The organism is Neopusillimonas aromaticivorans (assembly GCF_030344915.1).
Taxonomy (GTDB): Bacteria; Pseudomonadota; Gammaproteobacteria; order Burkholderiales; family Burkholderiaceae_B; genus Neopusillimonas; species Neopusillimonas aromaticivorans.
The window spans coordinates 981,457-1,002,857 of record NZ_CP128233.1 but is presented as its reverse complement, the minus strand read 5'-3'; the positions used below and the strand labels follow the sequence as shown (position 1 = coordinate 1,002,857).

17 protein-coding genes and 4 pseudogenes are annotated in these 21,401 nt (G+C 56.8%); 8 read left to right on the top strand and 13 right to left on the bottom strand.

Annotation, left to right across the window (positions count from 1 at the left end; translation table 11 throughout):
• Positions 1–66 precede the first annotated feature (66 nt).
• Both folP and N7E01_RS05290 read right to left on the bottom strand, forming a co-directional pair.
• Positions 67–996, bottom strand: coding sequence for a dihydropteroate synthase (folP, locus tag N7E01_RS05295; protein ID WP_289174857.1), 930 nt, complete (start codon positions 994–996; stop codon positions 67–69).
• Positions 990–1,337, bottom strand: coding sequence for a quaternary ammonium compound efflux SMR transporter QacE delta 1 (locus N7E01_RS05290; RefSeq protein WP_000679427.1), 348 nt, complete (start codon positions 1,335–1,337; stop codon positions 990–992). Before N7E01_RS05290 ends, folP begins: the two co-directional genes overlap by 7 nt.
• 191 nt (positions 1,338–1,528) lie before the next feature.
• Between N7E01_RS05290 and N7E01_RS05285 the strand changes: the two are divergent.
• A pseudogene (locus N7E01_RS05285) lies at positions 1,529–2,588 on the top strand (IS110-like element ISPa25 family transposase).
• A 9-nt stretch (positions 2,589–2,597) separates the two neighbouring features.
• Here the strand turns inward: N7E01_RS05285 and N7E01_RS05280 are convergent.
• From N7E01_RS05280 to dfrA12, 7 genes and pseudogenes are all read right to left on the bottom strand, one after another.
• Positions 2,598–2,735, bottom strand: a complete 138-nt coding sequence (locus N7E01_RS05280; RefSeq protein WP_226955427.1) for a hypothetical protein — start codon at positions 2,733–2,735, stop codon at positions 2,598–2,600.
• A 119-nt stretch (positions 2,736–2,854) separates the two neighbouring features.
• On the bottom strand, positions 2,855–3,655 hold the full coding sequence (locus N7E01_RS05275) for an OXA-10 family extended-spectrum class D beta-lactamase OXA-17 (RefSeq protein WP_032491804.1): 801 nt from the start codon (positions 3,653–3,655) through the stop codon (positions 2,855–2,857).
• 68 nt (positions 3,656–3,723) lie between these two features.
• On the bottom strand, positions 3,724–4,281 hold the full coding sequence (locus N7E01_RS05270) for an AacA4 family aminoglycoside N(6')-acetyltransferase (RefSeq protein ID WP_289175745.1): 558 nt from the start codon (positions 4,279–4,281) through the stop codon (positions 3,724–3,726).
• A 99-nt stretch (positions 4,282–4,380) separates the two neighbouring features.
• A pseudogene (locus N7E01_RS05265) lies at positions 4,381–5,075 on the bottom strand (alpha/beta fold hydrolase).
• Between the two features lie 232 nt (positions 5,076–5,307).
• Positions 5,308–6,099 (bottom strand): ANT(3'')-Ia family aminoglycoside nucleotidyltransferase AadA2, encoded by a 792-nt coding sequence (locus tag N7E01_RS05255; RefSeq protein WP_001206356.1) that lies wholly within the window; start codon positions 6,097–6,099, stop codon positions 5,308–5,310.
• A gap of 5 nt (positions 6,100–6,104) precedes the next feature.
• A complete protein-coding gene (locus N7E01_RS05250; protein ID WP_224450643.1) occupies positions 6,105–6,353 on the bottom strand; it encodes a DUF1010 domain-containing protein in 249 nt (82 codons plus the stop codon).
• A gap of 151 nt (positions 6,354–6,504) precedes the next feature.
• A complete protein-coding gene (dfrA12, locus tag N7E01_RS05245) occupies positions 6,505–7,002 on the bottom strand; it encodes a trimethoprim-resistant dihydrofolate reductase DfrA12 (RefSeq protein WP_001083725.1) in 498 nt (165 codons plus the stop codon).
• Positions 7,003–7,146: 144 nt separating this feature from the next.
• Between dfrA12 and intI1 the strand changes: the two are divergent.
• The 3 genes and pseudogenes from intI1 to N7E01_RS05230 all read left to right on the top strand — a co-directional run bounded on the left by intI1 (position 7,147) and on the right by N7E01_RS05230 (position 10,362).
• Positions 7,147–8,161, top strand: a pseudogene (intI1, locus tag N7E01_RS05240) (class 1 integron integrase IntI1).
• A gap of 177 nt (positions 8,162–8,338) precedes the next feature.
• Entirely contained in the window at positions 8,339–9,418 is a 1,080-nt protein-coding gene (locus N7E01_RS05235; protein WP_434089558.1) for a Y-family DNA polymerase, read from the top strand.
• A 416-nt stretch (positions 9,419–9,834) separates the two neighbouring features.
• Complete coding sequence (locus N7E01_RS05230; protein WP_289174855.1) at positions 9,835–10,362, top strand: JAB domain-containing protein; 528 nt, start codon at positions 9,835–9,837, stop codon at positions 10,360–10,362.
• Positions 10,363–10,418: 56 nt separating this feature from the next.
• On the opposite strand, the gene N7E01_RS05225 is transcribed toward N7E01_RS05230, so the two are convergent.
• Positions 10,419–11,717 (bottom strand): helix-turn-helix domain-containing protein, encoded by a 1,299-nt coding sequence (locus tag N7E01_RS05225; protein ID WP_289174854.1) that lies wholly within the window; start codon positions 11,715–11,717, stop codon positions 10,419–10,421.
• A gap of 1,130 nt (positions 11,718–12,847) precedes the next feature.
• On the opposite strand from N7E01_RS05225, the gene N7E01_RS05220 reads away from it, so the two are divergent.
• Both N7E01_RS05220 and ssb read left to right on the top strand, forming a co-directional pair.
• On the top strand, positions 12,848–13,657 hold the full coding sequence (locus tag N7E01_RS05220; RefSeq protein WP_289174853.1) for a DUF3560 domain-containing protein: 810 nt from the start codon (positions 12,848–12,850) through the stop codon (positions 13,655–13,657).
• A 67-nt stretch (positions 13,658–13,724) separates the two neighbouring features.
• Positions 13,725–14,183, top strand: a complete 459-nt coding sequence (gene ssb / locus N7E01_RS05215) for a single-stranded DNA-binding protein (RefSeq protein ID WP_289174852.1) — start codon at positions 13,725–13,727, stop codon at positions 14,181–14,183.
• A 116-nt stretch (positions 14,184–14,299) separates the two neighbouring features.
• Here the strand turns inward: ssb and N7E01_RS05210 are convergent, their stop codons facing one another.
• The 3 genes from N7E01_RS05210 to mobF all read right to left on the bottom strand — a co-directional run bounded on the left by N7E01_RS05210 (position 14,300) and on the right by mobF (position 18,423).
• Positions 14,300–14,974, bottom strand: coding sequence for an SOS response-associated peptidase (locus N7E01_RS05210; protein WP_289174851.1), 675 nt, complete (start codon positions 14,972–14,974; stop codon positions 14,300–14,302).
• Between the two features lie 550 nt (positions 14,975–15,524).
• A complete protein-coding gene (locus N7E01_RS05205) occupies positions 15,525–17,114 on the bottom strand; it encodes an ATP-dependent DNA helicase (RefSeq protein WP_289174850.1) in 1,590 nt (529 codons plus the stop codon).
• A complete protein-coding gene (mobF, locus tag N7E01_RS05200; RefSeq protein ID WP_289174849.1) occupies positions 17,032–18,423 on the bottom strand; it encodes a MobF family relaxase in 1,392 nt (463 codons plus the stop codon). Before mobF ends, N7E01_RS05205 begins: the two co-directional genes overlap by 83 nt.
• A 250-nt stretch (positions 18,424–18,673) precedes the next feature.
• On the opposite strand from mobF, the gene N7E01_RS05195 reads away from it, so the two are divergent.
• Together N7E01_RS05195 and N7E01_RS19290 are read left to right on the top strand one after the other, a co-directional pair.
• Complete coding sequence (locus tag N7E01_RS05195; RefSeq protein WP_113934837.1) at positions 18,674–19,246, top strand: recombinase family protein; 573 nt, start codon at positions 18,674–18,676, stop codon at positions 19,244–19,246.
• 92 nt (positions 19,247–19,338) lie between these two features.
• Positions 19,339–21,400: pseudogene (locus N7E01_RS19290) on the top strand (site-specific DNA-methyltransferase).
• Position 21,401 lies beyond the last annotated feature (1 nt).

The following is a 21,401-nucleotide window of genomic DNA, read 5'->3' as shown; positions in this document are numbered from 1 at the left end:
GCTGACTTGGAATTTCCCATCTGATTACTCCACGCTTACGAATATGAATTGCTACATTTTATCCGATTATCTTTTGCTTCGCAATGCGGCATGGGCGCACTCAGCGTTCCAGCCCCTCTGCCGCCCTAACTGCCACGACACCGACCCGCCCTGCACGATGCCCATAACCTCGCGGCCGAGTTGGCGGTCGATGATCGGCCGCCACGGGACAAGGGTGAACTCATGGGATTTCTCGACCACGGCGAACTTGCCGCTCGATAGATGCACGGTTCCGGTAAACTTGCCGCTGACGCTCTCGCCGTCCGTGGCGGCGCGGAACGGCAGGCCCTTACTCAAAGCCATATCCGATCCGACGCCGGCTACCTCGCGCTCCCGCAGGATGGCGAGAAGGTTGCGCCGGTAGAAGATTCGGCCGTCCCTGTTGCGCGTGGCGTCGCGCTGTTCGATATGATGCTCGCGGCGCTGGTCCATCCCCGGATCGAGGATGAGCCGGTCGGCAGCGACCCCGCTCCGTCGCAAGGCGGAAACCCGCGCCTCGAAGAACCGCACAATCTCGTCGAGCGCGTCTTCGGGTCGAAGGTGACCGGTGCGGGTGGCGATGCCATCCCGCTGCGCTGAGTGCATAACCACCAGCCTGCAGTCCGCCTCAGCAATATCGGGATAGAGCGCAGGGTCAGGAAATCCTTGGATATCGTTCAGGTAGCCCACGCCGCGCTTGAGCGCATAGCGCTGGGTTTCCGGTTGGAAGCTGTCGATTGAAACACGGTGCATCTGATCGGACAGGGCGTCTAAGAGCGGCGCAATACGTCTGATCTCATCGGCCGGCGATACAGGCCTCGCGTCCGGATGGCTGGCGGCCGGTCCGACATCCACGACGTCTGATCCGACTCGCAGCATTTCGATCGCCGCGGTGACAGCGCCGGCGGGGTCTAGCCGCCGGCTCTCATCGAAGAAGGAGTCCTCGGTGAGATTCAGAATGCCGAACACCGTCACCATGGCGTCGGCCTCCGCAGCGACTTCCACGATGGGGATCGGGCGAGCAAAAAGGCAGCAATTATGAGCCCCATACCTACAAAGCCCCACGCATCAAGCTTTTGCCCATGAAGCAACCAGGCAATGGCTGTAATTATGACGACGCCGAGTCCCGACCAGACTGCATAAGCAACACCGACAGGGATGGATTTCAGAACCAGAGAAAGAAAATAAAATGCGATGCCATAACCGATTATGACAACGGCGGAAGGGGCAAGCTTAGTAAAGCCCTCGCTAGATTTTAATGCGGATGTTGCGATTACTTCGCCAACTATTGCGATAACAAGAAAAAGCCAGCCTTTCATGATATATCGTTGGAGCTAAGGGGCAGGCACAGGCGGCGCATAAAATGCGAAGCATGCGCCGACTGGGACTGTCCAGCGACCGCAGGGAGCGACCTTGAGTGATGGAATGGACTCCTCCCGCATCGCCCACACGGCTTCGGGAGCCAGACTGATATTTCCATCAGGACACGGGATCACGAGAGGAGTCCGCCATGCATGCTACGACCGTTGCGGTTGATCTTGCAAAAGACGTATTCGAGCTGGCATTTGCCGATGGCCAGGGTCGGGTGATCGAACGGAAACGGCTGACGCGGCGGGCGTTTGCCCGCGCGTTCGAGCAGCGACCGCCGCTGCGGATCGTGATGGAAGCCTGCGGCAGCGCGCACCACTGGGCGCGGCGCTTCGTGCGGCAGGGGCACGCGGTGCGGCTGCTGCCGGCCAGCGACGTGCGCCCTTACGTGCGTGGCAACAAGACCGATCGCAACGATGCATCCGGCATCCTCGAGGCCGACCGCTGCGGCGGCATCGCCAGCGTGCCGGTGAAGACGCCGGAGCAGCAGGCCATCCAGGCGCAGCACCGGTTGCGTGAGCACCTCAAGCGCGAGCGCACGGCGACGATCAATCTGCTGCGCGGCGTGCTGCGCGAGTTCGGCATCGTCATCGCACAGGGCGCGGCCCGGGTGTCGGCGCAAGTGCGCGATGCGCTGGAGGACGGCGACAACGATCTGCCGATGCCGTTGCGGCACAGCCTGGGCGAGCAGCTGCAGCGGCTGCTGCACATCCAGGCAGACATGCGGGCCATCGAACAACGGCTCGACGAGTACGCGCAGCGCGATGTCGCCGTGCAGCGCTACCAGCGCGTGCCGGGAGTGGGCCTGCTCACCGCCACGGCCCTGCGCGCCGGTGCCGGCGACCTGGCGCGGTTCAGGAGCGGTCGCCAGTTGTCGGCGTGGCTGGGCCTGACCCCGCGCGAGCATTCCTCTGGCCAGCAGCGACGGCTGGGGCGGATGACCAAGCGAGGCGATGCCTACCTGCGCACCTTGTTCATTCACGGCGCCCGCGCGGTGTTGCAAGGCGCGCGGCTCAAGCACAAACGCGGCCAGCCGCTGGATCCGCTGCAGGCACTGGGCGCTGGGCGTGCAGGACAAGCGCGGCCACAACAAGGCGGCCTGCGCGCTGGCCAACAAGCTGGCGCGGCGGCTGTGGGCAATGGAGCACCACGGCAAGCCCTTCGATGCACACCACGTCAGCCGGCAACCGCTCGCCGCCTGACCCGCCACTTCACCGTTCCACCCGATCAGGCATTGCCGGAAACATCTTGCTCATGGCGAAGGGTTCGGTCCCGAAGCGGAACACGCCGATAACAATGCCGGCCCACGAGGCCGCTTGAACGATAGGCACCCGCTTCGCGACTTCCATGATGGCCCGGGCGCTTGCGCCCACCGCAAGGCCGAATATACGAATGCAACCGCACCGCTTCCCGACCGCAGGATCCATCGCGCAATTACTGGTTGACGGAGGAGTCCATATACGACTTGTTAGCCACCAATGATGCCCTCACTTTCCATGATTTTGGTGGGAATGGATTTTCTTAGCGGCAACTTACTTTCGTTGTCTATATCCATGTTAAAGGCGAAAAAGTAAACCTCTGTCTCCTTCTCAACCCACCCAACCCACCATGCGACACCAGGATTTGACTCAGTTCCCACACCAGAAAAACCAGTTTTTGAATGCACTAGATATTCAGGTGCCGCCTCCGTTACCAAAGCCTCTTTTACTATTAGCTGGTTTTCTTTAGATGCTGACAATTTATTTAAATATAGAGACTCTAGAAACTCCACTTGATTAACTGCGGAAATTCTAAGCTGGCCTTCCAACCAGAATTTGTCAATGCCACCACTGATATTCTGGTTGCCATAGGAAAATTTTTTAAGGTATTTCTGCATTCTTACTTCGCCAACTTCTCTGGCGATTTGTTGAAATACGGGAACAGCTGAAACTTGTATTGCCCCTCTTAAGGTCAAGTCTCTTTCCCATTGCTTCATGGCTCTTGGCTTTCCGTCCCATTTGAAAACCTGATGCTCATTCTTTATGACACCAGTTTCTAGGCCGATAATTGCGCTGGGGATCTTAAATGTTGATGCTGGAAGATATTCCTTTGATGCACGAGCTAAGTCATTGGTAGCGCAGGATTTACTGCTACTTTTACAAAGCACGAAGACACCATTGACGGCTTCGGCAGAGAACTCTTTGTTCCAAGACGTATTTTCTGTAATTGAACCAGCTAATGCCGTACTCGAAAGACACGCGATAATTACATATGCGGCAAATGTTTTCATGGCACCTTCTTGGTGGCTAACACCTGAATTAAGCCGCGCCGCGAAGCGGCGTCGGCTTGAATGAGTTGTTAGGCAACACCGCGCTTTCTCTCGAAGGCTTGTCGTGTTTGAACCATGTAAACCGCCGGCCCGTCAGGCGTGGTGATGATCTTCTCCCGCACGAATCCTGCCTTCTCATAGCAGCGTATGGCTCGATGGTTGTTCGGAGTCGGGTCGGTCTGAATCTTCGTCACGGTGGGGTCCGAGAACAGTAGTTCAACGAGAGCGCGGACAAGCCTTGTTCCTAGGCCTTTGTTCAACTGTGTCGGGTCAGCCAGAGACTGGTCTATTCCTCGCACTCCTGGATCAGTTTCATCTTCCCACCAGCCATCACCGCTTCCGAGCGCGACGTACGACTGAGCATAGCCGATCGGTTCCTCGCCCAGCATTGCGATGTACGGTGTTACGGACTCTTCCGCCATCGCTCTGGGCAGGTAGTGTTCCAGCACTTCATCAAGAGTCGGTCGCTCTTCGTCACCACCCCACCACTCAACGATGTGCGGCCGGTTGAGCCAATCATGGAGCATCGGCAGGTCGCGCTCGGTCATGAGGCGAAGAGTTATGGGGGGTGCTCGCGGACATGAAATGGTCGCTCTGTGCTGCCTAACGCCTTGCTCACCGGAAAATTGCGAGCGCAGCGAGTAATTTTTACGGTGCAGCAACTTGTTGTACGGTGCAACCGATAGCTATGACGTTTGCCCCTTAATCGCCTGGATAATCCTCGGCCAGTCTTCATGATGCAACTCATGTCCCGTGCCTTCGAGTGTCAGCATTTTTGAACCACGAATCGCATCTTTCAGTGCCAACCCATGCACATAAGGAAGTACAGGATCCTCCGTGCCGTGAATGATCAAAGTTGGTACAGCTATCTCATTTAATCTCCCGAGCCATCTCTCGCCACCACCTAAAGTAGTGTGGTTGAATGTTGTCAGGATATTCGGAGTGCGATCAAAATTTAACTCAGCGATATTTTGTATCTTCTCAGCGTCAAAAGCATGCGCAGTACCTGAGTTGATTCGCCACGCTCCGACCTGATACGCGACGACAGCATCTCTATCAGACCAATCCAGCGATTCCGCCCGTTGGTGATACTCAATGATGGCAGGATCAAAAGCGGGCATATCAGGATCTGCATCTGCAAGCCGTTCTGAAGCAATCAGCGTCAAGCTCTTCACACGTTTCGGATACTTGAGAGCTACAAGCTGGGAAAGAAATCCCCCAAAGACATGCCGACTAAATGAGCAGCTTCCAGACCATAACCATCAATGACGCGAACCACATCATCTGCTAATTCTTCAACGGAATATGGAGCTTGACCTGGCTCATAGCTTGTTGATTTCCCGGTATCACGGTGGTCGTACCGGATCACATAGCGACCCATTTTGGCTAGTTGGGAGCAAAACTCATCAGGCCACCACACCGCAGACGACATTGCCCCCATGATCAGGATAATGGGTTCATGGGCCGGGTCGCCGAATGATTCGGTATAGAGTGAAATCGCTTTATCAACAACTACCTTTTCTTTCATACTAAAATTGCCTTCGAGTTTTACGTACAACGCCGGAGTTAAGCCGCCGCGCGTAGCGCGGTCGGCTTGAACGAATTGTTAGACATCATTTACCAACTGACTTGATGATCTCGCCTTTCACAAAGCGAATAAATTCTTCCAAGTGATCTGCGCGTGAGGCCAAGTGGTCTTCTTTTTGTCCCAGATAAGCTTGCTTAGCTTCAAGTAAGACGGGCTGATACTGGGCAGGTAGGCGTTTTATTGCCCAGTCGGCAGCGACATCCTTCGGCGCGATTTTGCCGGTTATTGCGCTGTACCAAATGCGGGACAACGTAAGCACTACATTTCGCTCATCGCCGGCCCAGTCGGGCTGCGAGTTCCATAGCTTCAAGGTTTCCCTCAGCGCCTCGAATAGATCCTGTTCAGGAACCGGGTCAAAGAATTCCTCCGCTGCCGGACCTACCAAGGCAACGCTATGTTCTCTTGCTTTTGTAAGCAGGATAGCTAGATCAATGTCGATCATGGCTGGCTCGAAGATACCCGCAAGAATGTCATTGCGCTGCCATTCTCCAAATTGCAGCTCGCGCTTAGCCGGATAACGCCACGGGATGATGTCGTCATGCACGACAAGGGTGACTTCTATAGCGCGGAGCGTCTCGCTCTCGCCAGGGAAAGCCGAAGCCTCCATAAGATCATTGAGCAATGCTCGCCGCGTCGTTTCATCAAGCTTTACGGCCACAGTAACCAACAAATCAATATCGCTGTATGGCTTCAGGCCGCCATCCACTGCGGAGCCGTACAAATGCACGGCCAGCAACGTTGATTCCAGATGGCGCTCAATGACGCTTAGCACCTCTGATAGTTGGTTCGAAATTTCGATGGTCACCGCTTCCCTCATGATGTCTAACGGGCGAGGTAAGCCGACCGCAGAATGCGGGTCGGCTTGACCGAAATGTTAGAACCAGAAGCCAAAACGGATAACTTGAATTTGGCGACGGGCGCTAACCGTGAAAAAACGCTGCGCCACCGAGGCGGCACAGCACTGCAAAAACGATAGCTGCTTGCGCTTGCTACGCAAGGGCTAGAGGCCAAAAAGACTGAAAACCTGCGCAGCCCATGCAGGCGAAGCCCGGAAAAAGGCAAAACAGGCACTGAATAACGCCTGAAAAGCTAAATGCCGTTTGAATAAACATGAGCTAAATAAAGCTGGGTTTCAGTGGTGCTAACGTTGGACGTAACGAGAGCCGGAGCGCAGCGGAGGAACCAAAATGCGCAGCATTTTGGCGTCCCGTTGACGGAATGGTTAGCCGTTTCGACGCGCATAAACGGAGTGGGTGTACGGAATTACAGCTTGAATGGTTTCGGTTGAGACAAGCTCGAATTCTGTTTCGTTGAGCATTGGGAAGAAGGCGTCACCCTCGAAGGTTTGATGTACCTCAGATAGAAACACGCCGTGGGCGTGAGGTAGTGCCAGAGTGTATATCTCAGCTCCGCCCGCGACGTAGAGTTCATTGCCGAGTTCGGATGCCAAAGCGATAGCGTGCGACAGCGTTGAAACAACTACGCAGCCAGTGGCGCGGTAGTTAGCTTGGCGTGAGATTACCAATGTGTGACGGTTCGGTAGAGGCTTGCCGATAGACTCAAAGGTCTTTCGCCCCATGACAACGACTTTTCCCTCAGTGAGTCTGCGAAAAATCTTCTGCTCACCCGGAATTTTCCAGGGGATATTAGGACCATTGCCAATAACCCGATTGGCTCCCATCGCAGCAACGAGATAAATGCGTACTGATTCCGAGTTCATATGGCTAACTTTGTTTTAGGGCGACTGCCCTGCTGCGTAACATCGTTGCTGCTCCATAACATCAAACATCGACCCACGGCGTAACGCGCTTGCTGCTTGGATGCCCGAGGCATAGACTGTACAAAAAAACAGTCATAACAAGCCATGAAAACCGCCACTGCGCCGTTACCACCGCTGCGTTCGGTCAAGGTTCTGGACCAGTTGCGTGAGCGCATACGCTACTTGCATTACAGCTTACCAACCGAACAGGCTTATGTCCACTGGGTTCGTGCCTTCATCCGTTTCCACGGTGTGCGTCACCCGGCAACCTTGGGCAGCAGCGAAGTCGAGGCATTTCTGTCCTGGCTGGCGAACGAGCGCAAGGTTTCGGTCTCCACGCATCGTCAGGCATTGGCGGCCTTGCTGTTCTTCTACGGCAAGGTGCTGTGCACGGATCTGCCACTGGCTTCAGGAGATCGGAAGACCTCGGCCGTCGCGGCGCTTGCCGGTGGTGCTGACCCCGGATGAAGTGGTTCGCATCCTCGGTTTTCTGGAAGGCGAGCATCGTTTGTTCGCCCAGCTTCTGTATGGAACGGGCATGCGGATCAGTGAGGGTTTGCAACTGCGGGTCAAGGATCTGGATTTCGATCACGGCACGATCATCGTGCGGGAGGGCAAGGGCTCCAAGGATCGGGCCTTGATGTTACCCGAGAGCTTGGCACCCAGCCTGCGCGAGCAGCTGTCGCGTGCACGGGCATGGTGGCTGAAGGACCAGGCCGAGGGCCGCAGCGGCGTTGCGCTTCCCGACGCCCTTGAGCGGAAGTATCCGCGCGCCGGGCATTCCTGGCCGTGGTTCTGGGTTTTTGCGCAGCACACGCATTCGACCGATCCACGGAGCGGTGTCGTGCGTCGCCATCACATGTATGACCAGACCTTTCAGCGCGCCTTCAAACGTGCCGTAGAACAAGCAGGCATCACGAAGCCCGCCACACCGCACACCCTCCGCCACTCGTTCGCGACGGCCTTGCTCCGCAGCGGTTACGACATTCGAACCGTGCAGGATCTGCTCGGCCATTCCGACGTCTCTACGACGATGATTTACACGCATGTGCTGAAAGTTGGCGGTGCCGGAGTGCGCTCACCGCTTGATGCGCTGCCGCCCCTCACTAGTGAGAGGTAGGGCAGCGCAAGTCAATCCTGGCGGATTCACTACCCCTGCGCGAAGGCCATCGGTGCCGCATCGAACGGCCGGTTGCGGAAAGTCCTCCCTGCGTCCGCTGATGGCCGGCAGCAGCCCGTCGTTGCCTGATGGATCCAACCCCTCCGCTGCTATAGTGCAGTCGGCTTCTGACGTTCAGTGCAGCCGTCTTCTGAAAACGACAACCTCAGCGAAAGGATGATGCATGTCATCGGGCAGTTTTCTCCTCGGCAGGAAATCTATTCCATTGACGAGTCCTTTCTCGATCTGACCGGGGTGCCGGGTACGGGGCGGGAAATTGGAACGGCCGTTCGTAGCCGGGTGCTGCAGTGGGTGGGGATCCCCACCTGTGTTGGCATCGGCCCGAGCAAAACCCTGGCGAAACTTGCCAATCACCTGGCCAAGTCGCTGCCCAGGCTCGAAGGCGTGTGTGATCTGTCAGGGCTGTCGCACGAACGCCTGATGCGTGCGATTCGCCATGTGCCGGTAGCTGAGGTGTGGGGTGTGGGCCGACGGTTGGCCCCTAGGCTGCAGGAGCTGGGCATACAGACAGCCGCTGACTTGGCCTGTGCAGATGCGCGAGTGCTCCGTGATACGTTTTCCATTGTTATGGCCAAGACAGCCAGAGAGCTGGCTGGGGAGTCGTGTATCGCATGGGAAGACAGTCCGGCCCCCAAAAAGCAGATCATGTGCTCTCGCAGTTTTGGTTCTCCGGTGGGTGACATCGGCGCGCTGATGGAAGCGCTCAGCGTTTTTACAGGCCGTGCCGCAGAAAAACTGCGAGGGCAGGCGTCGATGACCACGGCCATTCATGTGTTTGCCAGGACCAGCTTCTTCAGACAGACCCCACAATACAGCGGCAGTGCAGTGATGCCCCTGGGTGAACCGACTGACGACACCCGTGTGCTGCTGGCAGCAACACGGCAGGCACTGCGAAAATTCTTCCGGCCCGGTTTCGCTTACGCGAAAGCCGGTGTCTGTCTGCTGGATGTGCAGCCAAGGCTCGAAGCCCAGGCCCAGCAGCAGTTAGCGTTTGATGTTCAGGATTCCGAGGCTGATTCGCGGCAGGTGAACAAAGCCATGTGTGTGCTGGACTGCTTGAATACCCGGTACGGGCGAGACACCATCAAACTCGCTAGCAGCGTGCATAACGAGACTGCCGCATGGCAGATGCGCCAGGAACGGATGTCGCCTTCGTATACGACGCGATGGGACGATTTGGTAGAGGTGTGGCGGTAACTTGTTGTCTGACCGCTGAATGAGAAAACCCTAAAGAGTTCAGAGCCGCGCGAGTCGCGGCTATAGGCGCTCGCCGCGCGGCCAGTGTCCGCAGTCATATCTCCATCGGCACAGGCCACCATTGCCGTGAGTGCGCCGCCTAAAACGCCGACTGTATCACTCCATTCCGCCCTGCAAGGGGTGCGCTTCGCCGGGTACTCACCCGGTCCCTCCGGTTCACTTCTTTCTCCTGCGGGCTGCGGCTTCCGTGCTCGCCCCTTTCCGTTCGTCCTTCCTTGATCCAGCGCGGCAAGGCGACGAACTCACGGCAACGGTGGCACTCCGGGCCAGACGTAGTACTGCGGACACCGCAAAACCTACAGAAGGCTCGGAATCTTCGGCCCCGGTGCCAGTTAACCCCGAAAGGAGAACGAACCATGGAAAACCAAACCGCCGCGCTGAGCTACGACAACATGAATGCGATGCCCGCCCTGTATGTGCGTGGCCCGAGCGGTCGCTACAAGCTGGCCAGCGATGACGAAATTCTTGCCGCTGGCCGCATGGCCGCAGAGAGCCTGCTGCCGCAGTCACAGCCGGTCGATAACCCGACTAAGGTACGGAGGTTCTTCCAATCCAAGCTGGCCGGCCTGGGGCATGAGTGCGCAGCTTTCCTGTATCTGGATAGCAGGTTTAAGCCCATCCAGTACATAGAGCAGGGCATGGGAACGATCAATCAGGCGAGCGTGTATCCGCGCGAGATCGTGAAGACGGCATTACGCCTGAATGCCGCCGCGCTCATCATGTCGCACAACCACCCGTCGGGATCCTCTGAACCGAGCACTGCCGACCTGAATTTGACCCAACATCTCAAGAAAGCGCTGGCGTTGATTGATGTACGGTTTCTGGACCATATCATCGTGACGGCGACGGAAACGATTTCCTTGGCGGAGCGTGGGGAGATGTAGAGACTTTTTCCCGAGATCAGATATGTGGGGATGAACCCTACATATCTTATAAAACGTTACTTTGCAGCTTGGAGGGCAGCCCTCAGGTCACTGTAAGAGCGCTGCGCCCACGACCGATACCGTGCATCGAGGAATGCAGCTTCGCCAAGCAGTCCGGCTAATTTCCGATGTAAAACTAGACGTTCAGCGGTATCTGATGTGGGAATCGATCTGATCCGCTGCTCAATTGCACGTACTTTCTTAAAACGGCTGTGCGGAACCTTTAATTCGTTGTTTACTAGCGTTACACCGGTAATGTGTTTGGCTTGAGATTCACTATAAATTTTTGTCTTTTCCAGTGCTACACGATGTCCAAATGAAAATACGATTTTTTTAACCTCTATAACAAGATCGCGAGGCAGCGTCGGGCCAGAAAAGGTTAAATCATCGATGTAGCACGTAAAAACTAAATTTTTGTTTATTCCATATGAGTTCAATCTGTCAAACATCGGTTTGTTGACATAGAGGGATAAAATAGGACTCAATGGGCTACCGGTGGGAAGGCCGGAAAGTACATGACCCCCTTGTCTTTGTGTGAAGCAGCAAATTTCTGCCAGCAGGTCAGATACATCAGGCGCGCAGAGTAATTGATCGTGAAAGAAATTTCTAACCAAAGATTTTTTAGTAGAAGGGTAGAATTTTCTTATGTCTAAGGTTGCCACTCGTTTCGCCTCAAGGTGGTGTGTCGCGTTAGTGCGGTACGAGCGCCCTTTTATGGCTGCGTGACCGTAAGACGGAGGCGCCACCCGGGAAATGAGCTTTTGAATTCTAGAGTGAACCTTTTTAAGATCAGGTTTCGGTTCTTGTACGGTACGCGATTTCGTCACTTTTCCAGTAAAAGGGCATGTTTCTTCTCCCAGCTGAAAGATTCTATAATTATTGTTCTTTCTCGAAAGAATAATCAGCTCTTTTAAAGATATACCCAGTATGCCCGAAAGTCTCGCTTTTGATCTAACTTTGTAGAGAGCGCACTGGTCAATCGGATAATTTTTTATTGTCGACATGGCGCATTTACATACCCTCTGGGCCGCCTCTTTTTTCTCCACCCACTTTAAAAGTGAAATTACTTTCTTTGCAACACCTCGCCGTACGCGATCAGTGGAAATTTTCTCATCTAGAGTCTCTGAAAAAAACATCAGTGACGAAACAGGTATATCAAATCTGGAGCTGTACTTGTTTAGTAAGTCTATACTCGGCGTTTTCTTTCCTGCTTCAATCTCAGATATGTGTGAATTCGATATACCGAGTTCGACACTCAGCTGACTCTGGGACAAGTCGTGATACGTGCGCATCAGGCGGAGTGCTTCATTAAGCATGGTATTGTCCTAGAGTAATAAGGGCGGGGTGAGTCCATCATGGGAACCAATCCGATAAATAGTCCTTCACGGATCCGCACCACTTCAGAAGTTGTTCAACCCTGAATAATAAAGGCACGAAAAAGCGAACTGATCTAAATACAAACTGGCCGACCTTTCCCCAAAAGGGGCGTCGTTTACTACCGATGGACGAACGCAACTCAGCGGATTCATTTTCTAGCATATAAACTCCTTAAAGCGACCCAAAATTAGGCCTCTCGCTTGCTTCAGGAGCACTAGAATTAACGGAGTGACTTGCGCTTTTCCCCTACCGAATCACCCGTTCTCAGATCTCGCTGAGAACGGCTATCCCCAGTGCTGCGGCGTGGTGCATCCGTGAACGGAGGCAGACGGCGACGTGACAAGGGCATAGGATAGAGACAGAGTCTCCACGGAGCATAAGCTCCTACTGCTGCGAGAATGGTCTCCGTATCCCGCTGATCGAATCATAGGTCATGCCGCATTCAGGTGTCAATTTTTTCGCTAAAAGCGAAATTATTCAGTTGTCAGGGGAAGTATAGTTAGCATTCACCAGTTCCCATGTGACGAGTCTTTCGTGCTTTCGTGTCCCTCCGCCTGACGGCTGCGGGCCGGGCTGTCGTGCTTCGCATCAAGCCGCCTGCGGCGTCTTGCCCCTGCGGGCTTCCATCCCTCACGTCTCCGCGCCTGCCGGCGCTGCGCGCTGCGCTTGCCCTGGGCTGCTGGCCCAAGTGAGAGCCGCGCCCGGCGCGGCTGAGGGCGCTCGCCGCGCGGCTGCCGTGCGGGGTCATCGCTTGGGCGGGCCGCTGTTCCGTCTTCCGTGAGTTCCGTCGCCAAAACCGCCGACTGTATCACTGCGCTTCTCCCTGCAAGGGGTTCGCTTCGCCGAGTACTCACCCGGTCCCTGCGCTTCGCTTCGGGCTGCGGCTTCCGTTCCCGCCCCTTTCCGGTCGGCGCTACATGATCCAGATCGGCACGGCGACGGAACTCACGGAAGACGGCGGCAAGACCGGAGAGCCAGCGTAAACCCCACACGGCGGATTTACGTTCCGGCTCAAGAATCTTCGGATCCGGTCAGCTGAAAACCCGAAACCTCATTTGGAGATCAGATCATGAACACCTATGAAGCGAAGCAGGCAGCACGGAAAGCAGGGTATCAGGCCAAGGCCGCACAGGCTGAACAACAGGCAGACGCGGCACACGCCCAGGCGCACGACATGGCACAAGCCATCCCCTTTGGTCAGCCGATTCTGGTGGGCCATCACTCCGAACGTGGCGACCGCCGTTATCGAGGGCGCATCCAGCAGGGCTATGAAAAATCCTTCGAACTGCGGAAGAAGGCCGAACACTACGCAGACAAGGCCGCAGCAGTAGGCAAGGGCGGCATTTCCAGCGATGACCCGCAGGCCATCGAAAAGCTGAAGGCAAAGCTGGCATCGTTGCAGGCATGGCAGGACGCCATGAAGAAACTGAATGGCATTCTTCGCCGCCAAGCCAAGGCCGACCCGGAAACCCGCATCAGCGCCCTGGTAGCCACCGGCCTGGTGGACGATGCCCGCGCCCGCGAACTGGTCAAACCCGACTTTATGGGGCGCATCGGTTTTGCACCGTATCAGCTGCAGAACAACAACGCCAACATTCGCCGCATTGCCCAGCGCATCAAAGACCTGGAGAAAGTGGCCGACCGGCCGGAGTTTGAACGCCGCGGCCCCGGCTACACCTACCGCGAGGATCCGCGGGAAAACCGCGCCATGTTCCTGTTTGACGGCAAACCGGCGAAGGAAACTCGCGACTTGCTCAAGCGCCACGGTTTTCGCTGGAGTCCGACACGCAGCGCCTGGGTTCGACAACTGACGGCCAATGCCCAATGGTCCGCAATGGATTTCATGCGCGCCCTGGAACTCGCCCTGCGACAGCAATAAGCCTTTTCCCACCTGGGCGAAGGGTCGCCCAGGTTTTCACCCTGACTGACACAAAGGAGAAGTCATCATGGCATCATTGAACCGCGCTACTCTGATCGGCAACCTTGGCAAAGACCCCGAAGTCCGCTACACCGCAGAAGGTGCAGCCGTCTGCTCAGCGTCGATTGCTACGACTCACCAATGGAAGGACAAGGCCACAGGCGAGCGCCGCGAAGAAACCGAATGGCACCGCGTCGTTTTCTATGGCCGACTGGCTGAAGTCGCCGGTGAGTATCTGCGAAAAGGCCGCACTGTGTTTGTGGAAGGCCGACTGAAAACCCGCAAATGGCAGGATGCCGACACCGGCACAGACCGCTACACCACGGAAATCATTGCAGACCAAATGCAGCTGTTGGGCAGCCCAGAGACGGCCAAGGCTGGTACTGCGCAGGCGGTGCCGGTAGCCCGCCCGAAAGGCCGCAACGGCAAGGCGAAGGCACCCGCTGCAGCGCCTGATGAAGTCGAACCATCAGATATTCCATTCTGATCGACAGCCCACCACAGGCCGGGTAACACCGGCCTGGCGAAAACCACGCCTGGCCCGGCTTTGCCGGGCCTTGTTGCGTGTGTCGCCGCAATCCCCGCGCTGATCCGCGCAAATCATTAAATCAGGCTGGACTGTCGCGGCGGTTCCAGCGGGATGGCATCGAATGCCGCAGCGGGCGTCAGAGTAAATAGCGCCTGCGCGTCGTCCTGGCTGCCGTTCAGCCATTGATCGACATCGGCCAGCTCAATCGGAATCACCGAGCGCTTATCTTGCGCGCCGGCGGGTTTGGAGGGATCCGGCTTGTGCATCCTGTTCATCAGAGGGTGAGCGTCTGCGTTCAGCGTGAGCATGGTATAGCTTTCCACCACTTCGCCGGTTTCCCGGCTCACCCAAGTATTCCACAGACCGGCCAGCCCCCAGGGCGCACCATCGGCGCGCCGGAACCGCCACCACACATTGCTGCCGCTTTCCCAACAGGGTTCTTCGAAGGATTCCGCCGGAATGATGCAGCGCTGCCCCCGCGCCCAGGCTTGCCGAAAGGTGGGCTTTTGCGCCAGTTCTTCCGCGCGTGCATTGTTGGTGGAATAGGGCAATCTGGCATCCTTGGCGAATGGTGGAATCAGCGCCCACTGGCCCACGGCAAGTTCCCGCCCCTGGTCGCCTGCACGAATAAACGGCCCCATACCCCGGGGATGCACCTGTGGCCCCCAGAGCCTTGGCGGGTTCTGGCGTCCTACATGCCAGTAGCGTTCAACAGCCGCCTGATCCGGTGTTACGTAGCGATTGCACATAGAGAAATTCTCGCGTGTTTGCCGCGGGTGTGCAATGTCGGGCTTGCTGTTCTCTGCGGGTGGATTGCTATTGGGGGAGCATGCCAGAGCAGCTTGTGCTGCTGGTGCCGTGCAGTTCCCAGGCTGCGCCTGGGACCCTGTCCGGTGACGATGCCAGCCCGGTTCCCGGCCTGGCTGGGACTTTCCGTCCCAAAATTCGCCTTCGCTCATTTGTGGCCTTAAAAGTCCCACACATGACGCACCCCTGGCGGGGTGGGGAAAGGGTTGTGTTTTCAAATGCCTAGCGGGAAAGCGTTGTGACCTCCGATGCAGGACAAACAGGGCTGCAGAATTGCATAAGCCGTTGATTGGAAGGAGGAAGGAAAGGCCACGGGTGTAGCCTTCCGGGGCGTAGACGGTGGAATAAATTCTTTCCGCAGTTGTGCCACTACATCTCGACGGCTGGCTTTATACACTCTCATGACTTGCTGAGGGCATGCCAGCTGCAGCATGGCTGCAACTGGACTACCCACCAATTACACATTGCCTGCAACCGGCCTGCACAATTGCGTCAATCTACCTCAAGGTCAGATTCGACAGGTAGAGTCGATGCGGCCAGCTCCTTTTCATCCTGGCCAAAGACCTTTGCGGCAGCAGGCTGCAGGTCGTGCGCCAGTCCCTTGTAAGTCTGCCTGTCCACTCTTTCCGGCAGCTTCTCTGCATCGTCGGTGAACACCGTCACCTCATGCCGTTCCCGCGAGATGCTGACGTAGTAGGTGTCCTGGGCGGTGGTGCGGCTGAAGCTCTCGGCGTTGTAAAGCACCCGGTCGCAGGTCAGCCCCTGAGCGCTGTGCGCGGTGGTGGCATAGGCGTAGTCCATGTTCAAGGGCCGGTCTGTGGGTAGCTGGACATGGCGGCCCTGGGTTTCCAGGGTGACGCTGCCCGCGTCGATGGCTACGACTTTCGCCAGTTGCCCGTTGACCAGATCATGTTGAGCATCGTTGCGCGTGATGCGGACATGGTCGGCTACGGACAATTCTGCCTCGTTCAGATGATAGACAGACAGCTTGCTCATGGTCTTGGGAATGATTTCTATGGGCTGCGTGGTTGTTGGGTCTGCGTGGAAAGGTAGGACGTTTATACGGTCATGGCGGGCGCTGCCGGTCACGCGGTAGAGTTCGCCGCGTTTCAGGCCGCACTTGTAATCACGCTCTGGAATCACGATGTCCCCCACGGTGTAATAGCGGGCCACACTGCGTTCGGCGCGTGTGGTGTCATGCCGGGCCAACAATTGGCACGGGCGGCCTTTGCCTTCCAGGCCAAGCAGGGCGTGAATGCGTTGATTGATTGCATTCCTTGAGGCGTTGGTGCCGGTCACGACGATGGTGTTGGCCTGTTCGGTGGCCGTCAGTCCGGTGTAGGACTTCGCGATGGCCTCATAACGGGCTGAGCTGTCGCGGGTCTTCCTGCCATGTTCGTCGGTGGTGAACTCATCTGGAATGACGCGGATGGTATTTAGCAGCGGCAAGGAGTGACTGGCCCGGCCTGTGGCAGCGAGTTCGACCGCCTGGCGCAGCCGCGCCGAGCGTTGGCGCTGGATGTCGCCCATCAAGACGGTCTTCATTCCCTGTTCCTGCAGCATGGCAAAGGCGCGGCCGGCCTCGATGGCCTTGGTCTGGGCCGTGTCGCCCAGCAGCACCACCTTCGCGCCTGTTGGCTGAATGAGGGCCAGCAGCTTGTCCATCTGTCGCACCGGTACCACCCCGGCTTCGTCGATAACCACTACTGATGTCGGTCCTAGGGAGTCCAGGAAGGGGCGCTTGTCGGCAGCGGCCAGGATGGAGGCAATGGTGTTGGCCGCAATGCCGTCTTGGCGCAGGTTGCGAACCATGTTCCCGTAGGGAGCCAGGGCCGTCATGGCGTGACCCTGTTCACGCAGAATGGTTTGGGCGTTTTGCAGGGCGAAGGATTTCCCCGTACCGGCGAGCCCCTGGATGCCTGCTACTTGATCGCTGCCAGTGGTAATCAGCATGACTGCTTCGCGCTGGCCGGGGGTCAGCAGGGTATCCAGAGCATTTTCAGCGTCGGCGGCGTTGATCGTAGATTGCCAGTGCACCACGGCCTGTCTGTTCAGCAGCCAGTATCCTGGATTCGGCTTCATGGGCCTTGCGGGTGGCGTAGCGTGGGCTTTCCATCAACAGGCGGCCCTGGGCAATGGCGTCATCAACCAGCTGCAGGGCAGTGTCCTGGTTCAATCCAGCCAGCCGGGTGACTTCAGCAGCCCATCCTTCGCGGGTCATGGGCTGGGCGTTCTTGTCCTGTGTGCTGCTGTAGTGCGGCGCTTCCTGGATCAGCGCACCGGATGCGACACGGCCCTGGATGGCTGCCTGAATGGCTGTGATGTTGGTATGGCCCCCGGCATGGCGTACGGCGCTGTGCAGCAGATCGGCCAGGGGCATGACGGACTCGCGTTCAGCCAAGTGCTGGATGGCCCAGTCCAGCGAAGCCTGTGCGACAAGATCGGCAGATATTTCCCGTGCTTCTGGTGCCTGTCGTTCAGCGTCGTGGCGTGCTTGGTCAAACTGCATTCCGATGGTTGCTGCCGCTTCCCGCCACTGCTGATGCAGTTCCGCGCGGCTGAAAACCTGGGTTTTCTCCTGGCGGTGTGCCAGATTGATACCCTGGCGCAGCGCATGAGGGGCGTTGTCGCGGGCGGTGCCGCGAGCCGTCAGTTCAGCCGTGATGCCGGCGCTGCGCTTACTGAAAAACTCGATCTGTTCACGGGTGATATGGGCCAGTTCGATATGGTTCTTTTCATGGCGAACGGCATACCCCAGGGCGCGGACATTACGTTCCAGCTCAGCCTGATAGATGGAGTCTGTCACCCGCAGCAGCTTGAAAATCGCCTCGTTCGAGAGCGACACCCAGTTGCCGTCGGCGCGCTGAGTCAGGTTCATCAGCAGGGCGTGAACATGCAGGTGAGGGTCAGGGGCTGCGTCTTCCGTAGGGCGGGCGGTTTCATGGCGGAACTTGGCAATGATGAGATTGCCTGTCTGTTCCACCCGCGACTTGCCGTTTTCCTTGTGGCGACCCATGGTCAGATGTTGTTCGACATAGGCCAGAGCAGCAGTCACCGCTTGATCGTTGGCATGAATCAGGCGTTCATCGCCGCCAATCAGTGCCTGCAGCGTGATGCTCTTGGGCGCACCAAAGGTCAGATCAAGCGCAGCACGGGCCTTGGCATCCTTGCGGATCGACCGGCCAGCCGTCACATTCCGGCCGAAGTCGCCCTGCAACATGGCTTTGAAGCGGGCAGGGTCAATCTCACCGACGGCTCCCAGGCGCCGGGCGCCATCGCCTTGCCAAGTTGCGGCACCACCGTCGCGGCTGTAGTAATCGTCAGCCTGGTCGGCGTAGTAGTGGGTGGCAAGGGACGCGCGAGCGCGGTAGATCTGACTGTGCGAGATCATGGGGGCTCCGGGAGAGGTAGTGTGAGGGGTTGGTCGGCAGGTGGAAAGCCTGCGTCAGTATTGGATTAGAAAGGAGAGGAAGGTGAATTGACACTCAGTTTATCTACTGGCTCTGTAGATAATGCCGGCATCTAACGTGTCTGTGAAACGGTGGTTTTCTGAACAGATCATAGTGGCGCACTTTACCTTCGTGAAAGCCGCTCTCTGGTGTTAATATCGGCGTCAAGTTTTCAATGTCCCGGATGCGTCCATGAATCAACGCATAGGATACGCCCGCGTATCAACCGATGATCAGCACCTTGACCTGCAGCGCGACGCGCTCCAGCAGGCTGGGTGTGGCGTGATCTATGAAGAAGCGGCCAGTGGCAAGAATACGGCTCGCCCCGAGCTTGAGCAGTGCCGCAAGGCGCTGCGGGCAGGGGACACCCTGGTGGTGTGGCGGCTGGATCGGCTCGGGCGCAGCCTGCCAGACCTTGTGCAGATCGTGACCGATCTTGAGCAGCGCAGCATCGGCTTTGAAAGTTTGACAGAAAAGATCGAAACCGGCAGCGCGGCGGGCAAGCTTATTTTTCATGTGTTCGCAGCGCTGGCCGAATTTGAGCGCGGTTTGATCCGAGAGCGGACGCAAGCCGGGTTGGCGGCCGCTCGTGCCCGTGGCCGCGCCGGTGGCCGCAAGCCGAAGCTGGATGAACAGCAGGTTAGAGAGATCAAAGCCCTGCTGCGTGACCCCCATATTCAGGTGGCTGACGTGGCCCGTCGCTATGGCGTATCTCGAACCACGATTTACAAGCATTGCGGCGTCGTACAACCACGCCATCAATAGCGAAGAAACAAAAGAGGGAAAGCATTTCCGTGTCCAGACTGACTGATTTGATTGCCAAGGCAAAAGCCAAAGATTCGGCCCTGGGGGCTGAGTTGGATCGAGAGTTCAAGATTCTCTCTTCGCGCCTTCCCTTCGGCTTGAACTTCGAGCGGCATAGCCCCGAAGCGGTTGAACTGCCGCTGCGCCCGATACGCAAGGGCGACAAGGTGCGCGTGCTGTCGGAACGTGGCACAACCCAAAAGGGCGATCAGCGGCTGTGGCAGGTGAAGTCGATCCACAAGGCGAAGAAAACGGCTGACTTGGAGCTGCTGGATGCGACAGAGGTCGAAATGCAGACCGTGGCGCTGGGGGATTTGGTGGTGGTAGCCCAGTTCCGCGACATCATCTATCCCGGCCTGGTCAGCACCGGTAAAGTGCAGCGTGGTGGCGACAAGCCGTGCCACACCGTCATCAACGGTGAGAACTACCACGCTCTCAAAGCGCTGACCTATACCCACCGGGGAAAGGTGGACGTCATCTATATCGACCCGCCGTATAACACCGGGGCGAAGGACTGGAAGTATAACAACGACTATGTGGAGGGCGACGACCAATATCGTCACAGCAAATGGCTGGCGATGATGGAGCGCCGCTTGCTGGTAGCGAAAGAATTGTTGAATCCGGCGGATTCAGTGTTGATCGTAACTATTGATGAAAAGGAGTATCTGCGGCTTGGGTTGCTTTTAGAACAGGTATTCCCAGAAGCTAGAACCCAAATGGTTAGTGTTTCAATCAACCCAGCAGCGGTTGCTCGTGCAGGGTATTTCGGCAGATCCGACGAGTATTATTTTTCGTGATGCTGGGGCGAAGTGGGGTCAAACCAATTCGCCTTTCTGACGAGTGGATCACGACAAAGGGCCGAACTCATAAAGGTGACATTCGATGGGATTTACTTCGAAAATCTGGATCAAGTCCAACTCGAGACGGGCACCCTGAAACTTTCTACCCTTTTTTGTTTATGAAGATGGGAAATCGTTCCATAGCGTTGGTGAACCAATTGGGGTAGGTGCGAATCGTCACGACACGGTAGCTCCCGATGGAACGATAGCTGTTTGGCCCATCCGCAAAAACGGAACAGAGGGACGTTGGCGGCTTAAGCCATCCACTGTGAGAGAAGTTTTGTCGTCCGGAGGGCTTCGACTTGGAGAACTGAAGGGTGAAACAACTCCCGTATATTACCTGGCAGAGGGCGAGCGTTCGAAAATTGAGAACGGAACTTATGAGGTGCTTGGGCGTCGCGACGACGGATCGGTAATTACTTCGACACTAGAAACGACAGATCGCGTTACCGTACCTGGCTCTCAATGGCGTATTGGTTCACATGATGCGACACAATACGGCACGAGGTTGCTGCTGAATTTTCTTCCTTATCGCAGATTTCCATTTCCAAAGTCGCTCTATGCGGTTGAAGATGCACTACGTTTCTTTGTCTCTGACAAATCGGAGGCTGTTATTCTCGACTTCTTTTCTGGTTCTGGAACCACTGCGCACGCTGTAATGCGGCTTAACAAGCAAGACGGCGGGCAGCGCCAATGCATCAGTGTGACTAACAACGAAGTTGCCGCTGACGAACAGAAAAAGTTGCGCGAAGCAGGTTGGCGTCCCGGCGATGCCGAGTGGGAAAAGTGGGGCATCTGCGACTACATCACCAAACCTCGCGTTGCCGCTGCCATCACGGGCAAGACACCCGACGGCGAACCCATCAAGGGCGACTACAAATTCACCGATGAATTTCCGATGGCTGAAGGCTTCGAGGAAAACGCAGAGTTCTTCACGCTGACCTATGAGACGCCGGTATCGGTCAATTACAACCTGGCGTTCAACCGGATTGCGCCGTTGCTGTGGCTGCGAGCAGGAGCGCAGGGCAGTCGCATAGACAAGCTGCCCGACAATGGGTGGGCGGTGGCCAATACTTATGGCTTGCTCAGCAATGTGGATGCGGCCACACCCTTTATCAAGGCGCTGGCTAAGGCCGATGGAGTACGCATTGCCTATATCGTCACCGATGATGACCGCCGCTTCCAGGCGATTGCCAAGCGGTTGCCCGATGGCGTCGAGCCGGTGCGCTTGTACGAATCGTATCTGACCAATTTCAGCTTCACTAACGGAGAGTAAC

What these genes read in the sequence shown, in the direction of transcription:
- folP (WP_289174857.1), bottom strand. Translation starts at nt 996, where the DNA reads ATGGTGACGGTGTTCGGCATTCTGAATCTCACCGAGGACTCCTTCTTC.
- N7E01_RS05290 (WP_000679427.1), bottom strand. Translation starts at nt 1,337, where the DNA reads ATGAAAGGCTGGCTTTTTCTTGTTATCGCAATAGTTGGCGAAGTAATC.
- N7E01_RS05280 (WP_226955427.1), bottom strand. Translation starts at nt 2,735, where the DNA reads ATGGAAGTCGCGAAGCGGGTGCCTATCGTTCAAGCGGCCTCGTGGGCC.
- N7E01_RS05275 (WP_032491804.1), bottom strand. Translation starts at nt 3,655, where the DNA reads ATGAAAACATTTGCCGCATATGTAATTATCGCGTGTCTTTCGAGTACG.
- N7E01_RS05255 (WP_001206356.1), bottom strand. Translation starts at nt 6,099, where the DNA reads ATGAGGGAAGCGGTGACCATCGAAATTTCGAACCAACTATCAGAGGTG.
- dfrA12 (WP_001083725.1), bottom strand. Translation starts at nt 7,002, where the DNA reads ATGAACTCGGAATCAGTACGCATTTATCTCGTTGCTGCGATGGGAGCC.
- N7E01_RS05230 (WP_289174855.1), top strand. Translation starts at nt 9,835, where the DNA reads ATGGAAAACCAAACCGCCGCGCTGAGCTACGACAACATGAATGCGATG.
- N7E01_RS05225 (WP_289174854.1), bottom strand. Translation starts at nt 11,717, where the DNA reads ATGCTTAATGAAGCACTCCGCCTGATGCGCACGTATCACGACTTGTCC.
- N7E01_RS05220 (WP_289174853.1), top strand. Translation starts at nt 12,848, where the DNA reads ATGAACACCTATGAAGCGAAGCAGGCAGCACGGAAAGCAGGGTATCAG.
- ssb (WP_289174852.1), top strand. Translation starts at nt 13,725, where the DNA reads ATGGCATCATTGAACCGCGCTACTCTGATCGGCAACCTTGGCAAAGAC.
- N7E01_RS05210 (WP_289174851.1), bottom strand. Translation starts at nt 14,974, where the DNA reads ATGTGCAATCGCTACGTAACACCGGATCAGGCGGCTGTTGAACGCTAC.
- N7E01_RS05205 (WP_289174850.1), bottom strand. Translation starts at nt 17,114, where the DNA reads ATGAAGCCGAATCCAGGATACTGGCTGCTGAACAGACAGGCCGTGGTG.
- mobF (WP_289174849.1), bottom strand. Translation starts at nt 18,423, where the DNA reads ATGATCTCGCACAGTCAGATCTACCGCGCTCGCGCGTCCCTTGCCACC.
- N7E01_RS05195 (WP_113934837.1), top strand. Translation starts at nt 18,674, where the DNA reads ATGAATCAACGCATAGGATACGCCCGCGTATCAACCGATGATCAGCAC.